The following is a 19,663-nucleotide window of genomic DNA, read 5'->3' as shown; positions in this document are numbered from 1 at the left end:
CCTTGAGAAAACCGTTTGGATTGGTGAGACGGGTGAAACTTGAACGGATCAGCGCGTCACCGCGCCCGGCCGTCAGTGGCCGGGGTGGATGGCGTCGTTGAGGTAGATCGAGGTGAGCACCGCGAACACATAGGCCTGCAGCACCGCCACCAGCAGCTCGAGCGCGGTGAGCGCCACGATCATGAAGAACGGCAGCGTCGCGCCGAACCACCCGACCACGCCGGCCGAAGCCAGGCCCACCACGAAGAAGGCGAACACCTTCAGGGCGATATGGCCCGCCAGCATGTTGGCGAACAGACGCAGCGAGAGGCTGATGGGGCGGGAGAGGAAGGAGATGACCTCGATCACCACCAGGAACGGCAGCAGGAAGGCCGGCACGCCCGACGGCACGAACAGGTGCAGGAAGTGCGAGCCGTGCTTCAGGAAGCCGTAGACGATGACCGTGCCGATCACCAGCAGCGCCAGGGCAGCGGTGACGATCAGGTGGGCGGTCACCGTGAAGGTGTAGGGGATGAGGCCGACGATGTTCGCCACCAGCACGAAGGTGAACAGCGAGAACACGAAGGGAAAGAAGACCATGCCTTCGTTGCCCGCCGAATCGCGCACCATCTTGGCGATGAATTCGTACCCCATCTCCGCCACCGACTGCGCCCGGCCCGGCACCAGGGTACGGCCGCGGGTGGCATAGGTGAGGAAGAAGAAGACGATGGCCACGATGGCGAACATGAAGATCGCGGAGTTCGTGAACGAGAACTGCACGCCGCTGACATTCAGCAGGTCCGCAAAGCGCTTGATCTGGAATTGATGGATCGGATCGACGGTCATCCGAAACGCGCCCCCTGCCATGCGGCGCTGACGCCGCGGTCAATGCATTGCGGCCGAGGCCGCGCCAAACTGAGCGGCCGGAGCCGCGTGAAACTCGTGCGGCCGGAGCCGCGTGAAGCTGATGCGGCCAAAGCCGCCAGGAAACCCTCTGGCCCGAAGGCCCAAATGCCGTGCCGCCACAGCCCTGCCGCGCGGCGGCGTCAGTTCCCGGTCTGGCCGTCGCGACCCTTGGCGGGCGGCGCCGAAGCCGTTCCGGGAGACGCGCGCTTGGGGCCTTCGCCGGCGGCACGCATCATGTTCAGCACCCCGGCGCCGAAGCCCACCAAGGTGAAGACGATCAGCCCCCAGGGCGTGATCGCCAGCAATCGGTCCAAACCGTAGCCGAGGAGCGCCCCCACCAGCACGCCCGACACGAACTCCGCGCCCAGGCGGAAGGCGAGAGCGACGCCCGACCGGGAGGAGGTGTCACCGGCGGGCCGTGCGGCCGCGGGTGCTGCTCCCTTGGATCGAGCCTGGCTCAACGACGAGTTGAGCTGCTCCAGTCGAGCGCCGAGCTCGGAATCGGTCGGCCGGGGCGCCTGCGTCGCGTCCGCGGCCCGGTGGCGCTCTCCTTCTGGAGAATGTTCAGGCTCGGACATGGCACAGACCTCGGCTCTGGAGCAGGACACAGGCCCTACCCCATGAAACCGGGGCGCACCATAGTTGTGTCAAAATTGGGTGTCAAGGCGGAGGTGATTTTACTTAAGTCTATGAAATAAAATCGAAAAAATGTGGCTGCGACAACGTGGAATGGGGGCTATCCCGCCTCGCGCATGCGCTCGGCTCCCTGAAGGTCAACGGACACCAGTCGCGAGATACCGCGTTCGGCCATGGTGACGCCGAACAACCGGTTCTGGTGCGCCATGGTGATGGGGTTGTGGGTGATGGTGAGGAAACGGGTGTCGGTGCGCCGCGTCATCTCCTCCAGCATCAGGCAAAAGCGCTCCACATTGGCGTCGTCGAGGGGCGCGTCCACCTCGTCCAGCACGCAGATGGGGGCCGGGTTGGTGAGGAACACGGCGAAGATCAGCGCCATGGCGGTCAGCGCCTGCTCGCCGCCGGACAGCAGGGAGAGGGTCTGCGGCTTCTTGCCCGGGGGGCGGGCGATGATGTCGAGGCCGGCTTCCAGCGGGTCTTCGGCGTCGGTCAGCACCAGATCCGCCTCGCCACCGCCGAACAGGGTGTCGAACAGCGATTTGAAGTGCGCGTTCACCACCACGAAGGAGGCCTGAAGCCGTTCGCGCGCCTCGCGATTGAGGCTCTGGATGGCGCCGCGCAGGCGCTTGATGGCCTCGATCAGGTCGTCCCGTTCGGTGACGAGGCCGGTGTGGCGGGCGTCCGCCTCCTCCAGTTCCACGTCGGCGCGCAGATTCACCGCCCCAAGCCGGTCCCGGTCGCGCTTGGCCCGGTCCAGTACCGCCTCGATGGCGGCGACATCCGGCAGCGCTGCGTCGTCCCCTAGACCGGCCTGCTCGCGGGCGGTCTGCGGGGGGCCGTCGAGGGCCTCGAAAATCTCGCGCTGCAGGTCGTCGCGGCGCTGGCGGGCGGCCTCCAGGCGGGCTTCGGCGCGGGCGGCTTCGGCGCGGGAGTTGGACATGGCCTCGATCGCCGCACGGGCGGCCTTGTCGGCGGCGGCCTGGGCCGCCTCGCCTTCGGCCAGGCGGTCGGCGGCGGTGCGGCGGGCGGCCTCGGCCTCTTCCAGGCCGGTCATCAGGGCGCGGCGTTGGCGGATCAGTTCGGACGGGGCATCCTCAATGTCGGCGAGCTCGGCATGGGCTTCCTCGGCGCGTGCCTCGATGGCGGCGAGGCGCTCCCCGGCGCCGCCGGCCCGCTGCTGCCACGAGCGGCGCTCCCCGGCGATCGCCTCCAACCGCTTGATGCGCTGGGCCGAATCGCGACGTAAAGCCTCCGCCGCGGCGCGCGCTTCCGCTAGTGCGGCGCGGCGCTCGCCGGTCTCAGCGCGGGCGCGGGAGAGCTCGGCTTCCAGGATCTGCGGCGTGTCCAGGGCGGCGAGGCTCGCCTGGGCTTCGGCCAAGTGTTCCTCCGCCTCTTCCCGCACCGCGGCCAGGCGGGTGCGGGCTTCGGCGATGGCGGCGAGGCGCGCCATGTGCTGGGCCGCTTTGCGCTCGGCGGCGTCCAGCACCGAACGGGCGGTTTCGGCGGCGCGCTGGGCGGTGCGGCGGGCCTCGCGGGCCTGGGTTTCTGCAGCGCCGGCGACCCTGAGGCCGGCTTCCCGCTCCGCCAGGGTGGCCCGCATTTCCTCAACGACCGCAAGTGCTTGCTCGGCCTCTTCGGCGAGATCGGCGAGCCGGTTGCGCTCCGCCAGGCGGCGGGCGGCGGCGGTGGGGGCGTCGGCGGCGGCGACCATGCCGTCCCAGCGCCACAGGTCGCCGGCGCGGGAGACGAGGCGCTGGCCGGGTTTGAGCTCGCCGGCGATGTGCGGGCCGTCTTCGGCCGCAACGATCCCCACCTGGGCCAGGCGCCGGGCCAGGGCTGGGGCGCCGGAAACGTGCGCCGCCAAGGGTTCGGCGCCCAAGGGCAGCAGCGGATCGGCGGGGAGCGAGGCGCTGCCGGCCCAGCGGGCGGTGGCGGCGGGGTCCACTGGCAGATCGAGGTCGTCGCCGAGGGCGGCGCCCAGCGCGGTCTCATAGCCCTTGTCCACCGTGAGGAGGTCGACGACGGGCGGGAAGCGGTGGTCGGAGGCCTGCAGAAGCTTGGTGAGGGTGCGCACCTCGGCGTCGAGGCGGCCGAACCGCTTCTCGGCCTCCCCCATGGCCGGGCGCAACTCCTCCACCGCGTGGCGGGTGGCGGCATGCTCGGCCTCGGCGGCAAGGGTCGCCTCCTCCGCCTCGGCCAGGGCATCGCGGGCGATCTCCGCCTCGAGCCGCACCCGCTCCAGACTGTCGGTGCCGGCCTCCCGCTTCAGGCGGCCTTCCTCGGCCTCCACCGAGGCACGCTCGGCGGCGTTGCGCAGCAGCCGGTCGCGGATCTCGCGCACGCTCTGGTCAAGGCTGGAGCGGCGGGCGCCGAGATCGGCGAAATGGGCGGTCTTCTCCTCCAGGATGCGCTCGGCGTCCTCCAGCAGAGCGGCGGCTTCCTCGCGCCGCTCGGTGGCAATCGCCTCGTCCTCGGCGGCGTTCTCCTGCTCGGCCAGCAGGGTGTCCGCCTCGGCATCGAGCCGCGCCAATACCCCTTCGGCATCGGCGGAGAGGGCGCGCTCGCGCTCCAGGTCCTGGGCCAGCTGCACCAGGCGGCGCTCCAGCTCCTGGCGGCGGGTGGCGAGGCGGGCCTCCTCCTTGTCCAGCTCATTGCGGGCGAGGGTGAGGCGCTGCAGGGTCGCAGCGGCTTCCGCCTCCGCCTGCCGCAAGGGCGGCAAGGCATGGGCTGCCAGCGCCTGGAGCCGGGCCGATTCGGCCTGCACCCGGGTGAGCTCGGCATCGTCGCGCTGGGAGGCGGCAAGGGCCTGCTCAGCCTCCGCCAGGGCCCTGGTGACCTCGCCCCAGCGCAGCCACAGCAAGGTGGCCTCGCAGCGCCGGATGTCGGCGGCCAGCGCCTTGTAGCGGGTGGTCTGTCGCGACTGGCGGCGCAGGCTCTCCACCTGGGCGGCCATCTGGATGATGACATCCTCCACCCGGGCGAGATTCTGCTCGGCTCCCTTCAGCCGGATTTCCGCCTCGTGGCGGCGGGCGTGCAGGCCGGCGACGCCGGCGGCTTCCTCCAGGATGCGGCGGCGGGCGTTGGGCTTGGCGCCGACGATCTCGCCGATCTGCCCCTGGCGCACCAGCGCCGGCGAGCGCGAGCCGGTGGAGGCATCGGCGAACAGCAGATGGACGTCGCGCGCGCGCACGTCGCGACCATTGATGCGGTAGGCGGAGCCGGAGCCGCGCTCGATTCGCCGCACCACCTCCAGCTGTTCCCACTCGTTGAAGGCGGCGGGGGCGGTGCGATCGGCATTGTCGAGGTGCAGCGCCACCTCGGCGGTGTTCCGCGAGGGCCGGCCGGTGGTGCCGGAGAAGATGACGTCGTCCATGTCCTGGGCGCGCATGGCCTTATGGGAGCTTTCCCCCATCACCCAGCGCAGCGCTTCCACCAGGTTCGACTTGCCACAGCCGTTCGGTCCCACCACCCCTGTCAGGCCGGGTTCGATGACGAGTTCGGTGGGCTCGACGAAGGTCTTGAAGCCGACGAGCCGGAGGCGGTCGAACTTCATGCCCGTCGCGCGCCGGCGCGTCTCCTGAGGCAGATCATGGAACGGATCATGGCAAGAGGTGTGCCAGTGGCGGCGGCTCCCGTCAAATGGTGGCGAGACGAAGGCATCGCCGCCGGGTTTGCGGGGCGGACGCCTTACGCTGGCGCGGGGAAAAGGGTAGAAGGCACGGACAACGATTGCATGCGGCGGGCAGGGCCCCATCTATGGGGGCGAAGCTGGGCCGCGCGGCCACGGGCAGGGATCGAGGAACCGACATATGCTGTTCAATCAGCCGGGCGCCGCGGGCGTCCCTCTGGGCAATGGGGCGGCGGGCCAGGCCGCGGCCGCACCGAGTGGCGACATCATCGACGTCACCACCGAGAGCTTCATGACGGACGTCATGGAGGAATCCAAGCGCCGCCCGGTGCTGGTGGATTTCTGGGCGCCTTGGTGCGGGCCGTGCAAGAGCCTCGGCCCGGTGCTGGAAAAGGTGGTGGCCGCGGCCAAGGGCAAGGTGCGCCTCGCCAAGCTGAACATTGACGACCACCCGGTCATTCCCGGCAAGCTCGGCATCCAGTCGGTGCCCACGGTCTATGCCTTCGTCGGCGGCCAGCCGGTGGACGGCTTCATGGGCGCGCTCCCGGAGAGCCAGGTGAAGGGTTTCGTGGACCGGCTGCTGGCCGGCGCCGGCGGCGCCGCCGCGGGCCCCGATCTCGGCGAGATGCTGGCCATGGGCGAGGCGGCGCTGGCGGAAAAGAACCTGACCGGCGCGGCGGAAGTGTTCGCCGCAGTGCTGGGCCAGGATCCCGAGAACCTGCCGGCCCTGTCGGGCCTCGTGCGCAGCCAGGTGGCGGCGGGCGCGCTGGAGCAGGCGAAGGCCATTCTCGCCTCGGTGCCGGCCGAGAAGCAGAACGATCCGGCCATCTCCGCCGCGCGGGCGGCGGTGGACCTGGCCGAGCAGGCGGCGGCCCTGGGCGATCTCGCCACCCTGGAAGCCAAGGTGGACGTGGACCCGGCCGATCATCAGTCCCGCTTCGATCTGGCCCTCGCCCTCAATGGCCGGGGCCGGCGCGAGGAGGCGCTCATCCACCTGCTCGACATCGTCAAGCGCGACCGCGCCTGGAACGAGGATGCCGCCCGCAAGCAGCTGCTGCAATTCTTCGAGGCCTGGGGGCCGGCCGATCCGCTGACCCTCAAGGGGCGCAAGAAACTGTCGGCGATCATGTTCGCCTGAGGAAAGATCTGTGGCGTCCAACAAGACCTATCTGACACCGGCGGATCTGCCGCCGGTGATTCCCGTGTTTCCGCTGACCGGGGCGCTGCTGCTGCCGCGCGCCGAGCTGCCGCTCAACATCTTCGAGCCCCGCTATCTCGCCATGGTGGATGCCGTGCTGGCTGGACCGCGCCTGATCGGCATGGTGCAGCCGGACGAGACCCTGCCCTCGGTGCCGCAGGGGCCGGGCCTGTACAAGGTGGGCTGCATCGGTCGGCTGACCGAGTTCAGCGAGACCGGCGACGGGCGCTATCACATCAGCCTCACCGGTATCTGCCGGTTCCGCATCGCTGAGGAGCTGGTGGTGACCACCCCCTATCGGCAGGTGCAGATCGACCCCGGCGCCTTCACCCAGGACTTCCAGCCGGCCGGCGAGAAGGAGGTGGACCGCTCCGCGCTGCTCGATGCGCTGGCCGCCTTCCTCGACGCCAACAAGCTGGAAGCCGATTGGGAAGGCATCCGCGAGGCGGGCACCGAGACGCTGGTCAACGCCCTGTCGGTGATGTCGCCTTACGGCTCGCTGGAAAAGCAGGCTCTGCTGGAGGCGGAGACGCTGAAGGCGCGGGCCGACATGCTGGTGGCCATCACCCAGATGATGCTGGCGCGCATGCCGGGCGACGGCGAAGGCTCGCTGCAATAGGCCGGAGAGCGGGCGGGGCGCGCCCCGCTCACGGCTCCACGGCGAAGCGCAGCTTGCCGGCGGGCGCCAGGGTGCGCAGATCGAAGGTGCGGATCTCGGTGGCGCCATTCACATCCAGCACCACCACCACCACATCGCCGGAGACGGTGGTGGAAGCGATCTTGGCACCCTTGGGCAACAAAGCGGTGACCTCGCCGGTGGCCAAGGGCGCGGTGCGCATCATGCGATAGCCGATCACGCCCAGCACGGCGGCCACCCCCAGCACCATCACCAGGATGGAGATGCTGGAGAAGCGGCGGAACTTGGCGAGCACCCGCTCCTGATCCGGCGTCAGAGGCTGGTCGGTGGTGTCGGACGGGGGCGGCTGGTGGAACATGGCGCACCTGGTGCTGGCGGACGAAGGAGACGGACACGATTATGACGGCCCGGGACAGCGCTGACGACAGCCTCGAGGAGAGTTCTGCCGAAGAGCCTATGCTCACTTTGGCGGCGGCGCCGGAGGATGCCGGCGCACGGCTCGACCGCGTGCTGGCCCGCCTTGCCCCGGATCTCAGCCGCACCCGCATCCAGCGCCTGGTGGGCGAAGGGCGGGTGCTGCTCGGCGGGCGTGTGGTAGGCGACGCAGCGACACGGGTCAATGCCGGCGACGTCTTTACCGTGCTGCTGCCGGCGCCCGAGCCGGCCGAGCCGGTGGCGGAAGACCTGCCCCTCAATGTGGCTTATGAGGATGACCACCTCATCGTCATCGACAAGCCGGCTGGCCTAGTGGTGCACCCCGCGCCCGGCCATGCCACCGGCACGCTGGCGAATGCGCTGCTGTACCATTGCGGCGACAGCCTCTCCGGCATCGGCGGGGTGAAGCGCCCCGGCATCGTGCACCGTATCGACAAGGACACCTCCGGCCTGCTGGTGGTGGCAAAGTCCGACAAGGCGCACCAGGGCCTGGCCGCCCAGTTCGCCGACCATGGCCGCACCGGCCCGCTGGAACGGGCCTATCTCGCCTTCGTGTGGGGCGTGCCCGATCTGCGCGGCACCGTGGATGCGCCCATCGACCGGCATGCCACCCATCGCCAGAAGATGGCGGTGCGCGCCAGTGGGCGGCACGCCATCACCCACTGGCACGTGCTGGAGACCTATGCGGGCAACGACGGCACGCCGGTGGCGAGCCTTCTGGAATGCCGGCTGGAGACCGGGCGCACCCATCAGATCCGCGTCCATATGGCACATGTGGGCCATCCGCTGATGGGGGACGAGGTCTATGGCCTCGGCTTCCGCACCAAGGCGTCGCGGCTGGCGCCGGAAGCGCGCGAGCTGCTGGCCGGGCTCGGCCGGCAGGCGCTGCACGCGGCGCGGCTGGGGTTTGCCCATCCGGTGACGGGGGAACACCTCTCGTTTGAGAGCGAGCTGCCGGAGGACCTCGCGGCGCTCAGGGCCGCGCTTCAGCTGCTGCAGCGCACTCGCGGCGACGTGAGGGGATGAAACCTATTCCACCGGTCTTGTGTTCTGTATGATGATGAGTTGCGGCGGGCATCAGGCAGCCGCATGCGGTCGCCCGGATCGGGGGCTGCTGGAACAGGAGGCGTCATCCATGGCCCAGGCCAAGAGCATGCCCATTCCCTCTGCAGAGGGCGGGCTGACGCGGTATCTCGAGGAAATCCGCCGGTTCCCCATGCTGGAGCCGCAGCAGGAATACATGCTTGCCAAGAGCTGGCGCGAGCACGGCGACCGGGACGCCGCCCACCAGCTGGTGACGAGCCATCTGCGCCTCGTGGCGAAGATCGCCATGGGCTATCGCGGCTATGGCCTGCCCATTTCCGAAGTCATCTCCGAAGGCAATGTGGGCCTCATGCAGGCGGTGAAAAGGTTCGAGCCCGAGAAGGGCTTCCGCCTCGCCACCTATGCCATGTGGTGGATCCGCGCCTCCATTCAAGAATATATCCTGCGGTCGTGGAGCCTCGTGAAGATGGGCACCACGGCGGCGCAGAAGAAGCTGTTCTTCAACCTGCGCAAGGCCAAGAGCCAGATCTCCGCCCTTGAGGATGGGGATCTGCGGCCCGACCAGGTGCAGCAGATCGCCACCAAGCTCGGCGTCTCCGAGCAGGACGTGGTGGACATGAACCGCCGCCTGTCCGGCGACGCCTCCCTCAACGCCCCCATCCGCGAGGATGCGGACGGTGGCGGCGAGTGGCAGGACTGGCTGGTGGACGAGCGCCTCGACCAGGAGGAGCAACTCGCCGAAAGCGAGGAGCTGGACAACCGGCGCACCGCGCTGGCCGGCGCCCTCTCGGTGCTGAACGAGCGCGAGCGCCGCATCTTCGAGGCGCGCCGCTTGTCGGAAGACCCCATCACCCTGGAGGAACTGGCGGCCGAGTTCGGCGTCTCCCGCGAGCGGGTGCGGCAGATCGAGGTGCGCGCCTTCGAGAAGGTGCAGAAGGCGGTGATGGAGCGCATGCGCCAGACCGAAGGCGAGCCGCCGGCGCTGCCCGGCGGCAAGGCGGAGGGCGGCCGCTCCGGCAAGCCCGCCGCGGCTGCGGCGCTCTGAGGCGCACCATGCCGCGGTGGGGCTAACGCAGGTCGTTCTGCGGCAGGGTGCCGGCGCGCGTCTGGTCGCTCAGTTGCGGTCTTCGGGCAGGAGGGGCAGGGGGAAGACTTCGATGTCGTCCTCGTGCAGGGCCTTCACCTCATCGGCGCTGGCTTCCCCATAGATGGCGCGGTGCTCCACCTCGCCCTCGTGCATCTTGCGGGCGAGATCGGCGAACTCGGTGCCCACATAATCCGATGTCTTCACCACATGCTCGCGGAGCTTGCGCATGAGGCTGCGCAGCTCCGCCTCCGGCTGGGACATGACGGGCAGCGGCGTCTCCGGAGCCGGGGCCTCGGCCACCGGCGCGGGGGCCGGTTCGGTCGGCACTGGCGCGCGCGGGCGGTCGGTGCGGGCGACGGAAGGGGCCATGATGGCCTTGTCCACGGCGCTCGATCCGCATTCCGGGCAGGTCACGAACCCCCGCTCGCGCTGGCTCTCATAGCTGGAGGAGGAGGGGAACCAGCTCTCGAACCGGTGCCCCGCTGCGCATTGCAGGGTGTAGCGGATCATCACACGCCCCCGACCACATGCAGCCGGCCCACCGGCACGCTCTCCGCCACCTCGAACCGCCGGCCGTTGGTGAGGGAGGGGATGCGGGCGCGGGCGGAGGCCACTTCCTTCAGGTCGATTTCCGCCAGCACCACGCCGGGATCGCTGCCGCCCTCGGCGATGACGCGGCCCCATGGGTCTACCACCAGGGAGTGGCCATAGGTCTCGCGGCCGTTCTCATGCTTGCCGCCCTGGGCGGCGGCCAGCACATAGGCGCCGTTCTCGATGGCGCGGGCGCGCAGCAGGACATGCCAATGGGCTTCGCCGGTGGGGCGGGTGAAGGCGGCCGGCACCGTCAGCACCTTGGCGCCGGCTTCCGCCAGCGCGCGATAGAGCGAGGGGAAGCGCAGGTCGTAGCAGATGGTGAGGCCGAACGGGATCTGGTCCACCTCCGCCGCCACCGCCCGCTCGCCGGGACGGTAGGCGCTGGATTCGCGGTAGCTCTCGCCATTGCCGAGATCCACGTCGAACATGTGGATCTTGTCGTAGCGAGCGGTGATGTCGCCTTCCGGGTCGATCAGGAAGCCGCGGTTGACCGCCTTGGCCTCGGCCACCTTGAGGGCGAGGGAGCCGATGTGCAGGTGGATGGACAGGTCCCGGGCCAGCTCGCGCAGGGCCGCCAGGGTCTCGTCGTCCGCCTCCTCCTTCAGCTGCTCGAACAGGCGGGGCCGGTCCAGCTCCATGATGTTGGTGGTCTCGGGGGTCTGCACATAGCGCGCGCCCTCGCGCGCCGCCTCGCGGATCAGCGCGGCGGCGGCATCGCGATTGGCGGCGACGTCTCGGCCACTCCGCATCTGAACGAGGCCGATGCGCAGGGTCTGGGCGGTTTCAGGAGAGGTCATTCAGCATCTCTCATCTCGGGCGGGCCACCGGCGGCGGTGATGTGAACCGCGCGCGATGCCCTGTCTTTCCAGAGATAGAGAGCGCCGGCGCCATTTGCAGGGGGAGCAAGGCAATTGCCCGCTCCTTCACCGGCATTTTATGCGCAGCGGCGCGGGCTGTCACAGCCCACAGCGGCCTCGCTCAGGCCGCCAGCGTGTCCAGCCGCCCCTCGCGGTCGAGGGCGTAGAGGTCGTCGCAGCCGCCCACATGGGTGTCGCCGATGAAGATCTGGGGCACTGTGGTACGTCCGTTGGCCTTGCGGGACATCTCCTGCTGGCCTTCCGGATCGGTGGTCACGTCCACCTCGGTGAAGGTCCAGCCTTTGCGCCGCAGCAATTCCTTGGCGGAATGGCAATAGGGGCACCAGCTCTTGGTGTAGATGACGATGGGCTTCATGGGGCGTCACAGAAAGGGGGCTGCGCGACGGCGGGAGCACCGTCACGAAAGTGACGTATCATAAGGCTTCAGCCGAAGTCGACAACCCGCGCGAAGGTGAGCGCGTCCACATGGGCGGCGCCCGCCCGGCGCAGGGCGCGGGCGCAGGCATCGAGGGTGGCGCCAGTGGTGGCGACGTCATCCACCAGCAGCACCCGCTGTCCCGGCAGCACCGATGCTGCATCGCCGCACGATGCAAAGGCACTGGCGACGTTGGCGTGGCGTTCGGTGCGGCTGAGGCGCGTCTGTGACGTCGTGACGCGTCGGCGTCGCAGCAGGTCGGTCCGCACCTTCACGCTTTCCGCCGGTGCCAGCCGCCGCGCCAGCAGCGCCGCCTGATTGAAGCGCCGCCGCCACAGCCGCAGCGGATGCAGCGGCACCGGCACGATGATGTCCGCCTCGGCGATCAGCTCCCGCCCGGCCTGGGCCATCAGCCGCGCCATGGGGCCGGCAAGCTCCAGGCGGTCGGCATATTTGAGATTGTGGACCATGCCGCGGGCCACATCGGTGAATTCCACCGCCGCCCGCGCCCGGTCGAAGGCGGGGGGATCGGCCAGGGCCGCGGCGCTGATGAGTGGCGCGCCGGGCCGGGTGGGGTCGGGCAGGGCATCGGCCATCGGCACGCCGGTGCGCTCGCAATAAGGGCGGGTGATGAAGGCCAGGCCGCTCCAGCACGGGCCGCATAGGCCGGCGGCCTCGCCCACCACGGTGCCGCAGGCGCTGCAGGTGGGCGGCAGCGCGAAGCCGAGCACACCCCGGCCGAGGCCCGCGCCCCAGCCCTTCAGGCTCAGCCCCGCCGCTCTGAGGTGACCCGCGACGCCCGCCATCTCCCGCTCCCCACAACCGCCTGAGGGCCATGATCGCGCCGCCGGCGGCGAAGTAAAGCCGGCGGCGGGGCTTCGCCCTTCGGCCGGAGCCTGTCGGGTCCGCTCAGGCGTCGCGCGGCCTCGAGCGAAAGGCCCTGAGGCAAGCTCAGGGCCTTCGGTCCTACTCAGGCCGCCAAGTGCGCAGCAGCAAGGCGTTGGTGATCACGCTCACGGACGACAGGGCCATGGCCGCCGCCGCCACCATGGGCGACAGCAGCAGCCCGATGACCGGGTAGAGGATGCCCGCGGCGATGGGCACACCGGCCGCATTATAGATGAAGGCGAACAACAGGTTGCGGCGGATGTTGGCCATGGTGGCCTTGGAGAGGGAACGGGCATGGGAGATGCCGGCGAGATCCCCCTTCAACAGGGTGATGCCGGCGCTCTCCATGGCGATGTCCGTGCCGGTGCCCATGGCGATGCCCACGTCGGCCACCGCCAGAGCGGGGGCGTCGTTGACGCCATCGCCGGCCATGGCCACCACATGGCCTTCCTTGCGCAGGCGCTCCACCACCTCGGCCTTATGGTCGGGCAGCACCTCGGCTTCCACCTCGTCGATGCCGAGGCGCTTGGCCACCGCCAACGCGGTGGTGCGATTGTCGCCGGTGAGCATCACCACCCGCACGCCATCGCGGGTGAGCCGCTTCAGCGCCGCGTCGGTGGTGTCCTTGATGGGATCGGCGATGGCGATGACGCCGGCCGCGTGGCCGTCCACCGCCACCAGGGCCGCGGTGGCACCCTCCTTCTGGTAACGCTCAGCGGCGGCGGTGAGGTGATCGGTGTGGATATTGTGCTCGCCGAGGAAGGCGGCATGGCCCACCACCACCTGGTGCCCGTCCACCAGGCCGACGATGCCCTTGCCGGCCGGGCTTTCCACCTGGGAGGGCTCGGAGAGGGGAAGCTCGCGGGCCTTGGCCTCGGCCAGCATGGCGGTGGCGAGGGGGTGCTCGCTGGAGCGCTCCAGGCTGGCGGCGAGGCGCAGCACATCCGCTTCATTGGCGCCGCGCAAGGGATGCACCGCCACCACCTTGGGCTTACCCACGGTGAGGGTGCCGGTCTTGTCCACCACCACCACGTCCACCTTTTCCATGCGCTCCAGCGCCTCGGCATTCTTCACCAGAACGCCGAGCTGGGCGCCGCGCCCGACGCCCACCATGATCGACATGGGAGTGGCAAGGCCGAGGGCGCAGGGGCAGGCGATGATGAGCACGGAAACGGCGGCCATCAGCGCAAAGGTGAGGCTCGGTTCCGGCCCCACCGCCAGCCAAACGGCGAAAGCCACCGCGGCCGCGGCCACCACCGCCGGCACGAACCAGCCGGAAACCTGATCGGCCAGGCGCTGGATGGGCGCGCGCGAGCGCTGGGCCTGAGCCACCATCTGCACGATCTGGGAGAGCACGGTGTCGCGGCCCACCTTGTCGGCGCGCATCACGAACACGCCGGCGGAATTCACCGTGCCGCCGATGACCCGCTCGCCCGCCTCCTTGGTGACCGGCATGGATTCGCCGGTGACGAGGCTTTCATCCACCACCGCGCGGCCCTCGGTGACGAGGCCATCCACCGGCACCTTTTCGCCCGGGCGCACCCGCAGCATGTTGCCGGGGGCCACCAGCTCCAGGGCGATCTCCTCGTCGGTGCCGTCGGCGGCGATGCGCAAGGCGGTCTTGGGGGCGAGGGAGAGCAGCGCCTTGATGGCGCCGGAGGTCTGGTCGCGGGCGCGCAATTCCAACACCTGGCCGAGCGCCACCAGCACGGTGATGACCGCCGCCGCCTCGAAATAGACCGGCACCGCCCCATCATGGGTCTGGAAGGTGGCCGGGAACAGGCCGGGTAGGAAGGTGGCCACCAGCGAATAGACATAGGCCACGCTGGTGCCCATGCCGATGAGGGTGAACATGTTGAAATGCCGGCTCTTCAGCGAAAGCACGGCGCGTTCCAGGAAGGGCCAGCCCACCCACAGCACCACCGGGGTCGCCAGCAGGAACTGCACATAATTGGAGATCTGCTGCGGCAGCAGGTGCAGGCCGGCCAGATGCTGGCCCATCTCCAGCACGAACACCGGCAGGGTGAGGACAAGGCCGATCCAGAACCGGCGCGTCATGTCCTTCAGCTCATGGTTGGGGCCCTCGTCGAGGGTCACCAGCTCCGGCTCCAGCGCCATGCCGCAAATGGGGCAGATGCCCGGGCCGATCTGCCGGATCTCGGGATCCATGGGGCAGGTATAGATGGTGCCTTCGGGCACTTCGGCGGGCGGCGGCGCCGCCTTCTCGCCGGTATAGACGCCGGGGTCGGCCTTGAACTTGGTCTCGCAGGCGGAGGAGCAGAAGAAATAGGTCTTGCCGGAATGGCGGGCGGCGTATTTCGCGCTGCCCGGCTCCACGCTCATGCCACACACCGGGTCGATCACCGGCGCGAGATACTGTTCCGGATTGGCCTCGAACTTGGTCTTGCAGCCGTTGCAGCAGAAATAGAAGGTCTTGCCGTTATAGGTGGCGGTGGGCTTGGCCGCCTCGGGGGAGGTGTCCACATCCATGCCGCACACCGGGTCCTTGGCCTTGGTGGCGGCAGGTCCATGGTCATGGTTCGCATGGTCATGGTTCGCATGGTCATGCCCGGCATGCGCGCCATGGGCGCCGCCACAGCAGGCGCCGGACGCTTCAGTCGCGGCGGGCGCGGCTTGGCCATGCGCCGCGTCGTTGCCCTGGGTGCCACCACAGCAGGCGCCCGCAGGCTCGGCGTTGGCGAGATACTGTTCCGGATGGGCCTCGAACTTGGTCTTGCAGCCGTTGCAGCAGAAATAGAAGGTCTTGCCGTTATAGCTGGCGGTGGGCTTGCCCGCTTCGGGGGAGGTGTCCACGTCCATGCCGCACACCGGGTCCTTGGCCGTGGCGCGGGCCGGGGTGTTCTGCGAGGGATGCGAGGGATGATCCTGGGCCATGCGGCGCCCTTTCGGCCTGCACTCGGGCTTGAGCCTCCACTCCTTCGGCCCCCTCGGCCTTGAGCTGGCTCACGCCCGGAAGAATTCCAAACCCCTGGGGGGTATCTGGCTTGTTAAATATACCCATGGGGGGTATATGACAAGCCATGCGCAGCCCGACGAAGGAACAAGTCCTCAAGCGCCTGAGCCGTATCGAAGGCCAGGTGCGTGGCCTCTCCCGCATGGTGGAGGAGGATCGCTACTGCATTGATGTGATCACCCAGATTTCCGCCGTGCGCGCGGCCCTGAAGCGGGCGGAGCAGGAGGTGCTGCGCGATCACGTGGCGCACTGCGTGGAGCACGCGATCCGCTCGGGCGATGCGGAAGACCAGCGGCGCAAGGTGGCCGAGCTGATGGATGTGATCGTCCGCAGCGAGCGCTGAATGCGGCGCCGGTGCCGCGCCACCCTTCGATACCCGCGCAAAAAAACGCCCGGAGACGGGCGGCCGGCTCCGGGCGTTGGTTTCCTGTCGAACGTGATGTGACCATGCGGCAGTTGAGCTGCCGCGCCGTCACGACATGGTCACGACAATCAGGGCAATGAACATCAGGAAGGTGGAGGCGAGGCCGATGGTCCACAGGATGGCGGGGCCGATGGCCAGCCAGCCGACCACGAACGCGGCCACGACGACAATGAAAACAAGAAGGGCAAACAAGGGGTTGCCGCGAGCGGCTGTGGCTTCCGCCATGAGCTGTGTTCCTTTCCGGAAGGCAAGGTGAAGGCCATCAGGGGCGTCATCGGGCCATCGCCGGCGGAAGGTATGGCGTTCGTCCGCGTCGTCAATCTCCGGAGGCACCGCACGCTTGCGGCAGCGTGTCGCGCAGGCGCGGCTGGCGGGAGGCGGCCCATGGGCCGGCGCTTGCGCCACGGCTCGGTCCCGTGGTGCGGCCGCGCCTTCGGCCGTTGTCACGTGGCGCGTCGGAACAGCGAAACCATCTGAGCCGCTACGCCGATGAGAAAGAGCGCGAGCACGGTGCCTTGAGCGCCAAGGACCAGCGGCGCGGCCGGGCTCGCCGCCCAGGGATGACCGTCCGGCACGCGGGTCAGGGTTTCGGTGACCGTGGGCACCATCAAAAGCAGGACCGAAAAGCTGAGGCTGAAGGTTTGCAGGGCGCTCAGGAGCCGTCCCGGGCTTTCGAGCCGTGAGATGCCGTAGCCAACGGCCAGCGCCAGCAGCGTCAGCGTCGCGATCGCGGCACTGACCGGAGCCTTGGCGACGGCATAGGCGCTGAGCGCCCCGATGGTCATCGCGACGAGGTAGCCGCTCCCAGCGCGGGACTGCGGCACGATCCGCCCGTGGCGCGCAAGCATCCAGGCTGCGAGGGGAATGGCCGGCAGGCTGCCGAGGGTGTGAACCCAGCCGATGGGGGAAATGCCGAACATCTGTCTGTCCTTGACCTTGGACCGGGGCGCACATGCGCGTGTTGCCCGAATGTCAATCTACCTATCAGAAGGTAGATATCGCGGCAAGCCCGCCGACACGTCGTCGGCGGACCTGAGGCCTGCGCGATCTGGGGTCTGCGCGATCTGGGGTCTGCGCTGCCCGCACGGCCGCCTGACCCGGGCTGGCCAGGCGGAAAGGCAGCGCATAAGCGGCGGGGGAGCGTGCCCCGGGAACCGGGAACGACGATCCCGGGTGATCAGGCGGGGTTCATCGCGGAAAAGATCTCCGCATAGGTGCCGTCGCGTTCGGCCCATCGGCGCGCCCGATCCCGTTCCAGCAGCAACTCACCTTGCGGGTGGTCGCCGCGGCAGAGCATGGCCAGGACTTCGGCCACATAGGCTTCCAGGGGCATGGCACGGGGGTCTTGCGCCTGCGCGGGCCCCGTCAGCCCGGTCCGCACATAGGGCAGCGAGAGCTCAAGCACCTCCACGGGCACGTCGCGCAACTGGTGGCGCAGGGACACCAGCCAGGAATGCAGGAAGGCTTTTGTGGCGCAATAGGTCGGGAAATCGGCGCGCGGAACGAAAGCCAGAGCCGAACCGGTTGCCATGATCGTCGCATGCGGCTGCGCCTTGATGATCGGCAGCACCGCAGCGGTCACCCGGAGAACCCCCAGGATGTTGGTCTCGACCATCGCCTCGGCCGTCCTGGCCGTCCAGCTGTCGGAGCGCATGTCCTCCGGGCGCGAGATGCCGGCGTTGGCGATCAGGACATTGAGCGCCGGGAACCTGTCGCGCAGTTGCTCCGCCAGGGCGGCGACGGATCGTGGGTCGTCCAGGTCGAGGTGCAGGCCGGTGATGCCGGGACGTTCGGCCGCGATCGCCTCAAGCAAAGTGGTCTGGCGCCCGGTCACGATGACGCGGTTGCCGAGATCGTGGAACGCTTCCGCCAGCCCACGGCCGATCCCGCTGCTGCCACCGGTGATGAGAAGGGTGTTGCCGGTCATCTTCATGGATGAAACCTTTCCAAAGCTGCTTCAGGAAAGGCTGCGGCATAGCTGTCCGCCGGAGCATGTCCTCGACGCCCGACCTTGCGGTCGTCGTGATGGAACCGTCCGGGCGATAAGGAGGCAACCTGCCACGCGCCTTTGACATCGAGTTCTCCCGGCTGGGACCCTCTCGACCAAGGACGCGTTGGATGACGGTAACGCCTACGACAGCCCCGTTGCCGGGGCTACGCGCGGAAGGTGGCGATGATGGCGCCAGATATCAAGCTGAAATGGCATCGCGCAGCTTGAACGCCGACCCATCAGAAGGTAGCTGCGGTCCATGAGCGACAGCATCCCGACCCAGGACCAGATCCTCGCCTGCGCGCAATCGCTGATCGAACGCGGGGGATACAACGGCTTCAGCTATGCCGACATTGCCGCCACGGTCGGCATCCGCAAGGCCAGCATCCATTATCATTTCCCGGCCAAGGCCGACCTGGTGCGGGTGCTGGTCGAGGGGTATCGCAAAGCCGCCGAAGCCAGCGCCGGCGCGTTCGCCGCCAGCGGAATGGGGCCGGTGGAGCAGTTGCGCGCCTACACGGACTACTGGGCGAAGTGCATCCAGGAGGGGGCGAGGCCCTATTGCCTGTGCGCCATGCTCGCCAGCGAACTGCCCGTCCTGCCCCTCGAGGTTGCCGCCGAGGTCCGCAAGTATTTCACCGTCCTCTCGGGATGGCTGGAGACGACGCTGGCCCAGGGTGCTGCAAGCGGCGTGTTGCGACTGTTGGATACGCCGAAGATCGAAGCGGAAGTCCTCATGGCGACAGTCCACGGCGCCATGCTCTCCGCCCGCGCCGAGGGCGATGCCCGGGTATTCGAAATGGTCACCGACGCCTGGCTCAGGAGGCTTTCGGATCAAGGCTGACACCTCTGCCGACGGTCCCCTCAGCCACCTTGGACCGCATTGGGCCAAAGAGTTCAGCGGTTACAATGATGTTGGGGAGTTTTTGGCACCACCCTATTAGGGTAGATGGTGCCCAGGAGAGGACTCGAACCTCCACGGCCGTTAAGCCACTGGCACCTGAAGCCAGCGCGTCTACCAATTCCGCCACCTGGGCCCGGACGACTGCAGCGCGTCGTCGGGAGCGACACCACTAAGGAGGAGGCGGGGGCTTGTCAATCGCGCCTCCAGCCCGTTGCTGCAGAAAATGAATTGTCCACAGGTCCCTGCGCGCAGAGACCTGTGGAGCCGGGCTCAGTCGTGGAACTTCGCCGGCCGCTTCTCGATGAAGGCGGTCATGCCTTCCTTCTGCGCGGGCACCGCGAACAGCGCCTGGAACACCCGGCGCTCGAAGCGGACGCCTTCGGCGAGGGTGGTCTCATAGGCGCGGTTGACGCTCTCCTTGGTCTGCATGGCGACGGTGATCGACATGTCGGCGATGGTCTTCGCCACCTTCAGGGCCTCGTCCACCAGCTCGGCGGCCGGCACGATCCGCGACACGAGGCCGGCCCGCTCCGCCTCCTGCGCATCCATGAAGCGGCCGGTCAGGCACATTTCCATGGCCTTCGACTTGCCGACGAAGCGGGTGAGCCGCTGGGTGCCGCCGGCGCCGGGCATGACGCCCAGTTTGATCTCGGGCTGGCCGAACTTGGCAGTGTCGGCGGCGAGGATGAAATCGCACATCATCGCCAGCTCGCAGCCGCCGCCCAGGGCGAAGCCGGCAACCGCCGCGATCACCGGCTTGCGCGCGCGCGACACGCGCTCCCACGAGGTGATGAAATCGCTGTCGTAGCTCTCGGGATAGGTGAGGTCGTGCATCTCCTTGATGTCGGCCCCGGCCGCGAATGCCTTTTCCGAACCGGTGATCACGATGCAGCCGATCCCCCTGTCGGCCTCGAACGCATCCAGCGCCGCGTTGATCTCGCTGATGATCTGCCCGTTGAGGGCGTTGAGCGCCTTCGGCCGGTTGAGCCGGATCAGCCCCACCCGCTCGTGGGTTTCCACCAGGATCGTTTCGTATGCCATCCCAA

At 68.8% G+C, this 19,663-nt stretch carries 19 protein-coding genes and 1 tRNA gene; 6 read left to right on the top strand and 14 right to left on the bottom strand.

Features of this window, described 5'->3' with window-relative positions:
• Positions 1–72: 72 nt before the first annotated feature.
• From MEU52_RS04320 to smc, 3 genes are all read right to left on the bottom strand, one after another.
• Positions 73–825: a F0F1 ATP synthase subunit A gene (locus tag MEU52_RS04320; protein WP_238119837.1), complete on the bottom strand. Its 753-nt coding sequence runs from the start codon at positions 823–825 to the stop codon at positions 73–75.
• Between the two features lie 200 nt (positions 826–1,025).
• Positions 1,026–1,463, bottom strand: coding sequence for an AtpZ/AtpI family protein (locus tag MEU52_RS04315; RefSeq protein ID WP_238119838.1), 438 nt, complete (start codon positions 1,461–1,463; stop codon positions 1,026–1,028).
• 158 nt (positions 1,464–1,621) lie between these two features.
• Positions 1,622–5,074: a chromosome segregation protein SMC gene (smc, locus tag MEU52_RS04310; RefSeq protein WP_238119839.1), complete on the bottom strand. Its 3,453-nt coding sequence runs from the start codon at positions 5,072–5,074 to the stop codon at positions 1,622–1,624.
• A 256-nt stretch (positions 5,075–5,330) separates the two neighbouring features.
• Here smc and MEU52_RS04305 point away from each other — a divergent pair, with 256 nt between their 5' ends.
• Positions 5,331–6,287 (top strand): thioredoxin family protein, encoded by a 957-nt coding sequence (locus tag MEU52_RS04305; protein ID WP_238119840.1) that lies wholly within the window; start codon positions 5,331–5,333, stop codon positions 6,285–6,287.
• Between the two features lie 10 nt (positions 6,288–6,297).
• Entirely contained in the window at positions 6,298–6,966 is a 669-nt protein-coding gene (locus MEU52_RS04300; RefSeq protein ID WP_238119841.1) for an LON peptidase substrate-binding domain-containing protein, read from the top strand.
• A gap of 28 nt (positions 6,967–6,994) precedes the next feature.
• On the opposite strand, the gene MEU52_RS04295 is transcribed toward MEU52_RS04300, so the two are convergent.
• Positions 6,995–7,342 carry a DUF6476 family protein gene (locus MEU52_RS04295; protein ID WP_238119842.1) on the bottom strand — a complete coding sequence of 116 codons (348 nt, stop codon included), beginning with the start codon at positions 7,340–7,342 and terminating at the stop codon, positions 6,995–6,997.
• Positions 7,343–7,383: 41 nt separating this feature from the next.
• Here MEU52_RS04295 and MEU52_RS04290 point away from each other — a divergent pair, with 41 nt between their 5' ends.
• Both MEU52_RS04290 and rpoH read left to right on the top strand, forming a co-directional pair.
• Positions 7,384–8,445, top strand: coding sequence for an RluA family pseudouridine synthase (locus tag MEU52_RS04290; protein WP_443265946.1), 1,062 nt, complete (start codon positions 7,384–7,386; stop codon positions 8,443–8,445).
• A 109-nt stretch (positions 8,446–8,554) separates the two neighbouring features.
• Entirely contained in the window at positions 8,555–9,508 is a 954-nt protein-coding gene (gene rpoH, locus MEU52_RS04285; protein ID WP_238119843.1) for an RNA polymerase sigma factor RpoH, read from the top strand.
• A 69-nt stretch (positions 9,509–9,577) separates the two neighbouring features.
• Here rpoH and MEU52_RS04280 read toward each other — a convergent pair whose 3' ends face one another.
• The 5 genes from MEU52_RS04280 to MEU52_RS04260 all read right to left on the bottom strand — a co-directional run bounded on the left by MEU52_RS04280 (position 9,578) and on the right by MEU52_RS04260 (position 15,220).
• Positions 9,578–10,060 carry a DUF1178 family protein gene (locus tag MEU52_RS04280; protein WP_238119844.1) on the bottom strand — a complete coding sequence of 161 codons (483 nt, stop codon included), beginning with the start codon at positions 10,058–10,060 and terminating at the stop codon, positions 9,578–9,580.
• Positions 10,060–10,941 (bottom strand): carbon-nitrogen hydrolase family protein, encoded by an 882-nt coding sequence (locus tag MEU52_RS04275; protein WP_238119845.1) that lies wholly within the window; start codon positions 10,939–10,941, stop codon positions 10,060–10,062. Before MEU52_RS04275 ends, MEU52_RS04280 begins: the two co-directional genes overlap by 1 nt.
• A 181-nt stretch (positions 10,942–11,122) precedes the next feature.
• Complete coding sequence (grxC, locus tag MEU52_RS04270; RefSeq protein ID WP_238119846.1) at positions 11,123–11,377, bottom strand: glutaredoxin 3; 255 nt, start codon at positions 11,375–11,377, stop codon at positions 11,123–11,125.
• A 68-nt stretch (positions 11,378–11,445) separates the two neighbouring features.
• Positions 11,446–12,243: a ComF family protein gene (locus MEU52_RS04265; protein ID WP_238119847.1), complete on the bottom strand. Its 798-nt coding sequence runs from the start codon at positions 12,241–12,243 to the stop codon at positions 11,446–11,448.
• A gap of 160 nt (positions 12,244–12,403) precedes the next feature.
• The gene (locus tag MEU52_RS04260) at positions 12,404–15,220 is read right to left on the bottom strand and encodes a heavy metal translocating P-type ATPase (protein WP_238119848.1); all 2,817 of its coding nucleotides are present in this window, start codon (positions 15,218–15,220) and stop codon (positions 12,404–12,406) included.
• A gap of 146 nt (positions 15,221–15,366) precedes the next feature.
• Between MEU52_RS04260 and MEU52_RS04255 the strand changes: the two genes are divergently transcribed.
• Positions 15,367–15,642, top strand: coding sequence for a metal-sensitive transcriptional regulator (locus MEU52_RS04255; protein WP_238119849.1), 276 nt, complete (start codon positions 15,367–15,369; stop codon positions 15,640–15,642).
• Positions 15,643–15,771: 129 nt separating this feature from the next.
• Here MEU52_RS04255 and MEU52_RS04250 read toward each other — a convergent pair whose 3' ends face one another.
• The 3 genes from MEU52_RS04250 to MEU52_RS04240 all read right to left on the bottom strand — a co-directional run bounded on the left by MEU52_RS04250 (position 15,772) and on the right by MEU52_RS04240 (position 17,656).
• Positions 15,772–15,948, bottom strand: coding sequence for a hypothetical protein (locus MEU52_RS04250; RefSeq protein ID WP_238119850.1), 177 nt, complete (start codon positions 15,946–15,948; stop codon positions 15,772–15,774).
• A gap of 218 nt (positions 15,949–16,166) precedes the next feature.
• Positions 16,167–16,643 carry a hypothetical protein gene (locus MEU52_RS04245; protein ID WP_238119851.1) on the bottom strand — a complete coding sequence of 159 codons (477 nt, stop codon included), beginning with the start codon at positions 16,641–16,643 and terminating at the stop codon, positions 16,167–16,169.
• A gap of 257 nt (positions 16,644–16,900) precedes the next feature.
• The gene (locus tag MEU52_RS04240) at positions 16,901–17,656 is read right to left on the bottom strand and encodes an SDR family oxidoreductase (RefSeq protein WP_238119852.1); all 756 of its coding nucleotides are present in this window, start codon (positions 17,654–17,656) and stop codon (positions 16,901–16,903) included.
• A gap of 316 nt (positions 17,657–17,972) precedes the next feature.
• Between MEU52_RS04240 and MEU52_RS04235 the strand changes: the two genes are divergently transcribed.
• Positions 17,973–18,557, top strand: a complete 585-nt coding sequence (locus tag MEU52_RS04235) for a TetR/AcrR family transcriptional regulator (RefSeq protein ID WP_238119853.1) — start codon at positions 17,973–17,975, stop codon at positions 18,555–18,557.
• A gap of 106 nt (positions 18,558–18,663) precedes the next feature.
• Here MEU52_RS04235 and MEU52_RS04230 read toward each other — a convergent pair.
• Together MEU52_RS04230 and MEU52_RS04225 are read right to left on the bottom strand one after the other, a co-directional pair.
• Positions 18,664–18,750, bottom strand: a tRNA-Leu gene (locus MEU52_RS04230).
• Positions 18,751–18,887: 137 nt separating this feature from the next.
• Positions 18,888–19,658 carry an enoyl-CoA hydratase gene (locus MEU52_RS04225; RefSeq protein WP_238119854.1) on the bottom strand — a complete coding sequence of 257 codons (771 nt, stop codon included), beginning with the start codon at positions 19,656–19,658 and terminating at the stop codon, positions 18,888–18,890.
• Positions 19,659–19,663: the final 5 nt, after the last annotated feature.

Source organism: Xanthobacter sp. NM-25 (assembly GCF_022138605.1).
Lineage (GTDB): Bacteria > Pseudomonadota > Alphaproteobacteria > Rhizobiales > Xanthobacteraceae > Xanthobacter.
The sequence above is the reverse complement of the archived record's forward strand: the minus strand, read 5'-3'. Positions and strand labels throughout refer to the sequence as shown.

Excerpts from the sequence above, each read along its gene's own strand:
- MEU52_RS04320 (WP_238119837.1), bottom strand. The coding sequence starts at position 825 with ATGACCGTCGATCCGATCCATCAATTCCAGATCAAGCGCTTTGCGGAC.
- MEU52_RS04315 (WP_238119838.1), bottom strand. The coding sequence starts at position 1,463 with ATGTCCGAGCCTGAACATTCTCCAGAAGGAGAGCGCCACCGGGCCGCG.
- smc (WP_238119839.1), bottom strand. The coding sequence starts at position 5,074 with ATGAAGTTCGACCGCCTCCGGCTCGTCGGCTTCAAGACCTTCGTCGAG.
- MEU52_RS04305 (WP_238119840.1), top strand. The coding sequence starts at position 5,331 with ATGCTGTTCAATCAGCCGGGCGCCGCGGGCGTCCCTCTGGGCAATGGG.
- MEU52_RS04295 (WP_238119842.1), bottom strand. The coding sequence starts at position 7,342 with ATGTTCCACCAGCCGCCCCCGTCCGACACCACCGACCAGCCTCTGACG.
- MEU52_RS04290 (WP_443265946.1), top strand. The coding sequence starts at position 7,384 with ATGACGGCCCGGGACAGCGCTGACGACAGCCTCGAGGAGAGTTCTGCC.
- rpoH (WP_238119843.1), top strand. The coding sequence starts at position 8,555 with ATGGCCCAGGCCAAGAGCATGCCCATTCCCTCTGCAGAGGGCGGGCTG.
- MEU52_RS04280 (WP_238119844.1), bottom strand. The coding sequence starts at position 10,060 with ATGATCCGCTACACCCTGCAATGCGCAGCGGGGCACCGGTTCGAGAGC.
- MEU52_RS04275 (WP_238119845.1), bottom strand. The coding sequence starts at position 10,941 with ATGACCTCTCCTGAAACCGCCCAGACCCTGCGCATCGGCCTCGTTCAG.
- grxC (WP_238119846.1), bottom strand. The coding sequence starts at position 11,377 with ATGAAGCCCATCGTCATCTACACCAAGAGCTGGTGCCCCTATTGCCAT.
- MEU52_RS04265 (WP_238119847.1), bottom strand. The coding sequence starts at position 12,243 with ATGGCGGGCGTCGCGGGTCACCTCAGAGCGGCGGGGCTGAGCCTGAAG.
- MEU52_RS04260 (WP_238119848.1), bottom strand. The coding sequence starts at position 15,220 with ATGGCCCAGGATCATCCCTCGCATCCCTCGCAGAACACCCCGGCCCGC.
- MEU52_RS04255 (WP_238119849.1), top strand. The coding sequence starts at position 15,367 with ATGCGCAGCCCGACGAAGGAACAAGTCCTCAAGCGCCTGAGCCGTATC.
- MEU52_RS04250 (WP_238119850.1), bottom strand. The coding sequence starts at position 15,948 with ATGGCGGAAGCCACAGCCGCTCGCGGCAACCCCTTGTTTGCCCTTCTT.
- MEU52_RS04245 (WP_238119851.1), bottom strand. The coding sequence starts at position 16,643 with ATGTTCGGCATTTCCCCCATCGGCTGGGTTCACACCCTCGGCAGCCTG.
- MEU52_RS04240 (WP_238119852.1), bottom strand. The coding sequence starts at position 17,656 with ATGAAGATGACCGGCAACACCCTTCTCATCACCGGTGGCAGCAGCGGG.
- MEU52_RS04235 (WP_238119853.1), top strand. The coding sequence starts at position 17,973 with ATGAGCGACAGCATCCCGACCCAGGACCAGATCCTCGCCTGCGCGCAA.
- MEU52_RS04225 (WP_238119854.1), bottom strand. The coding sequence starts at position 19,658 with ATGGCATACGAAACGATCCTGGTGGAAACCCACGAGCGGGTGGGGCTG.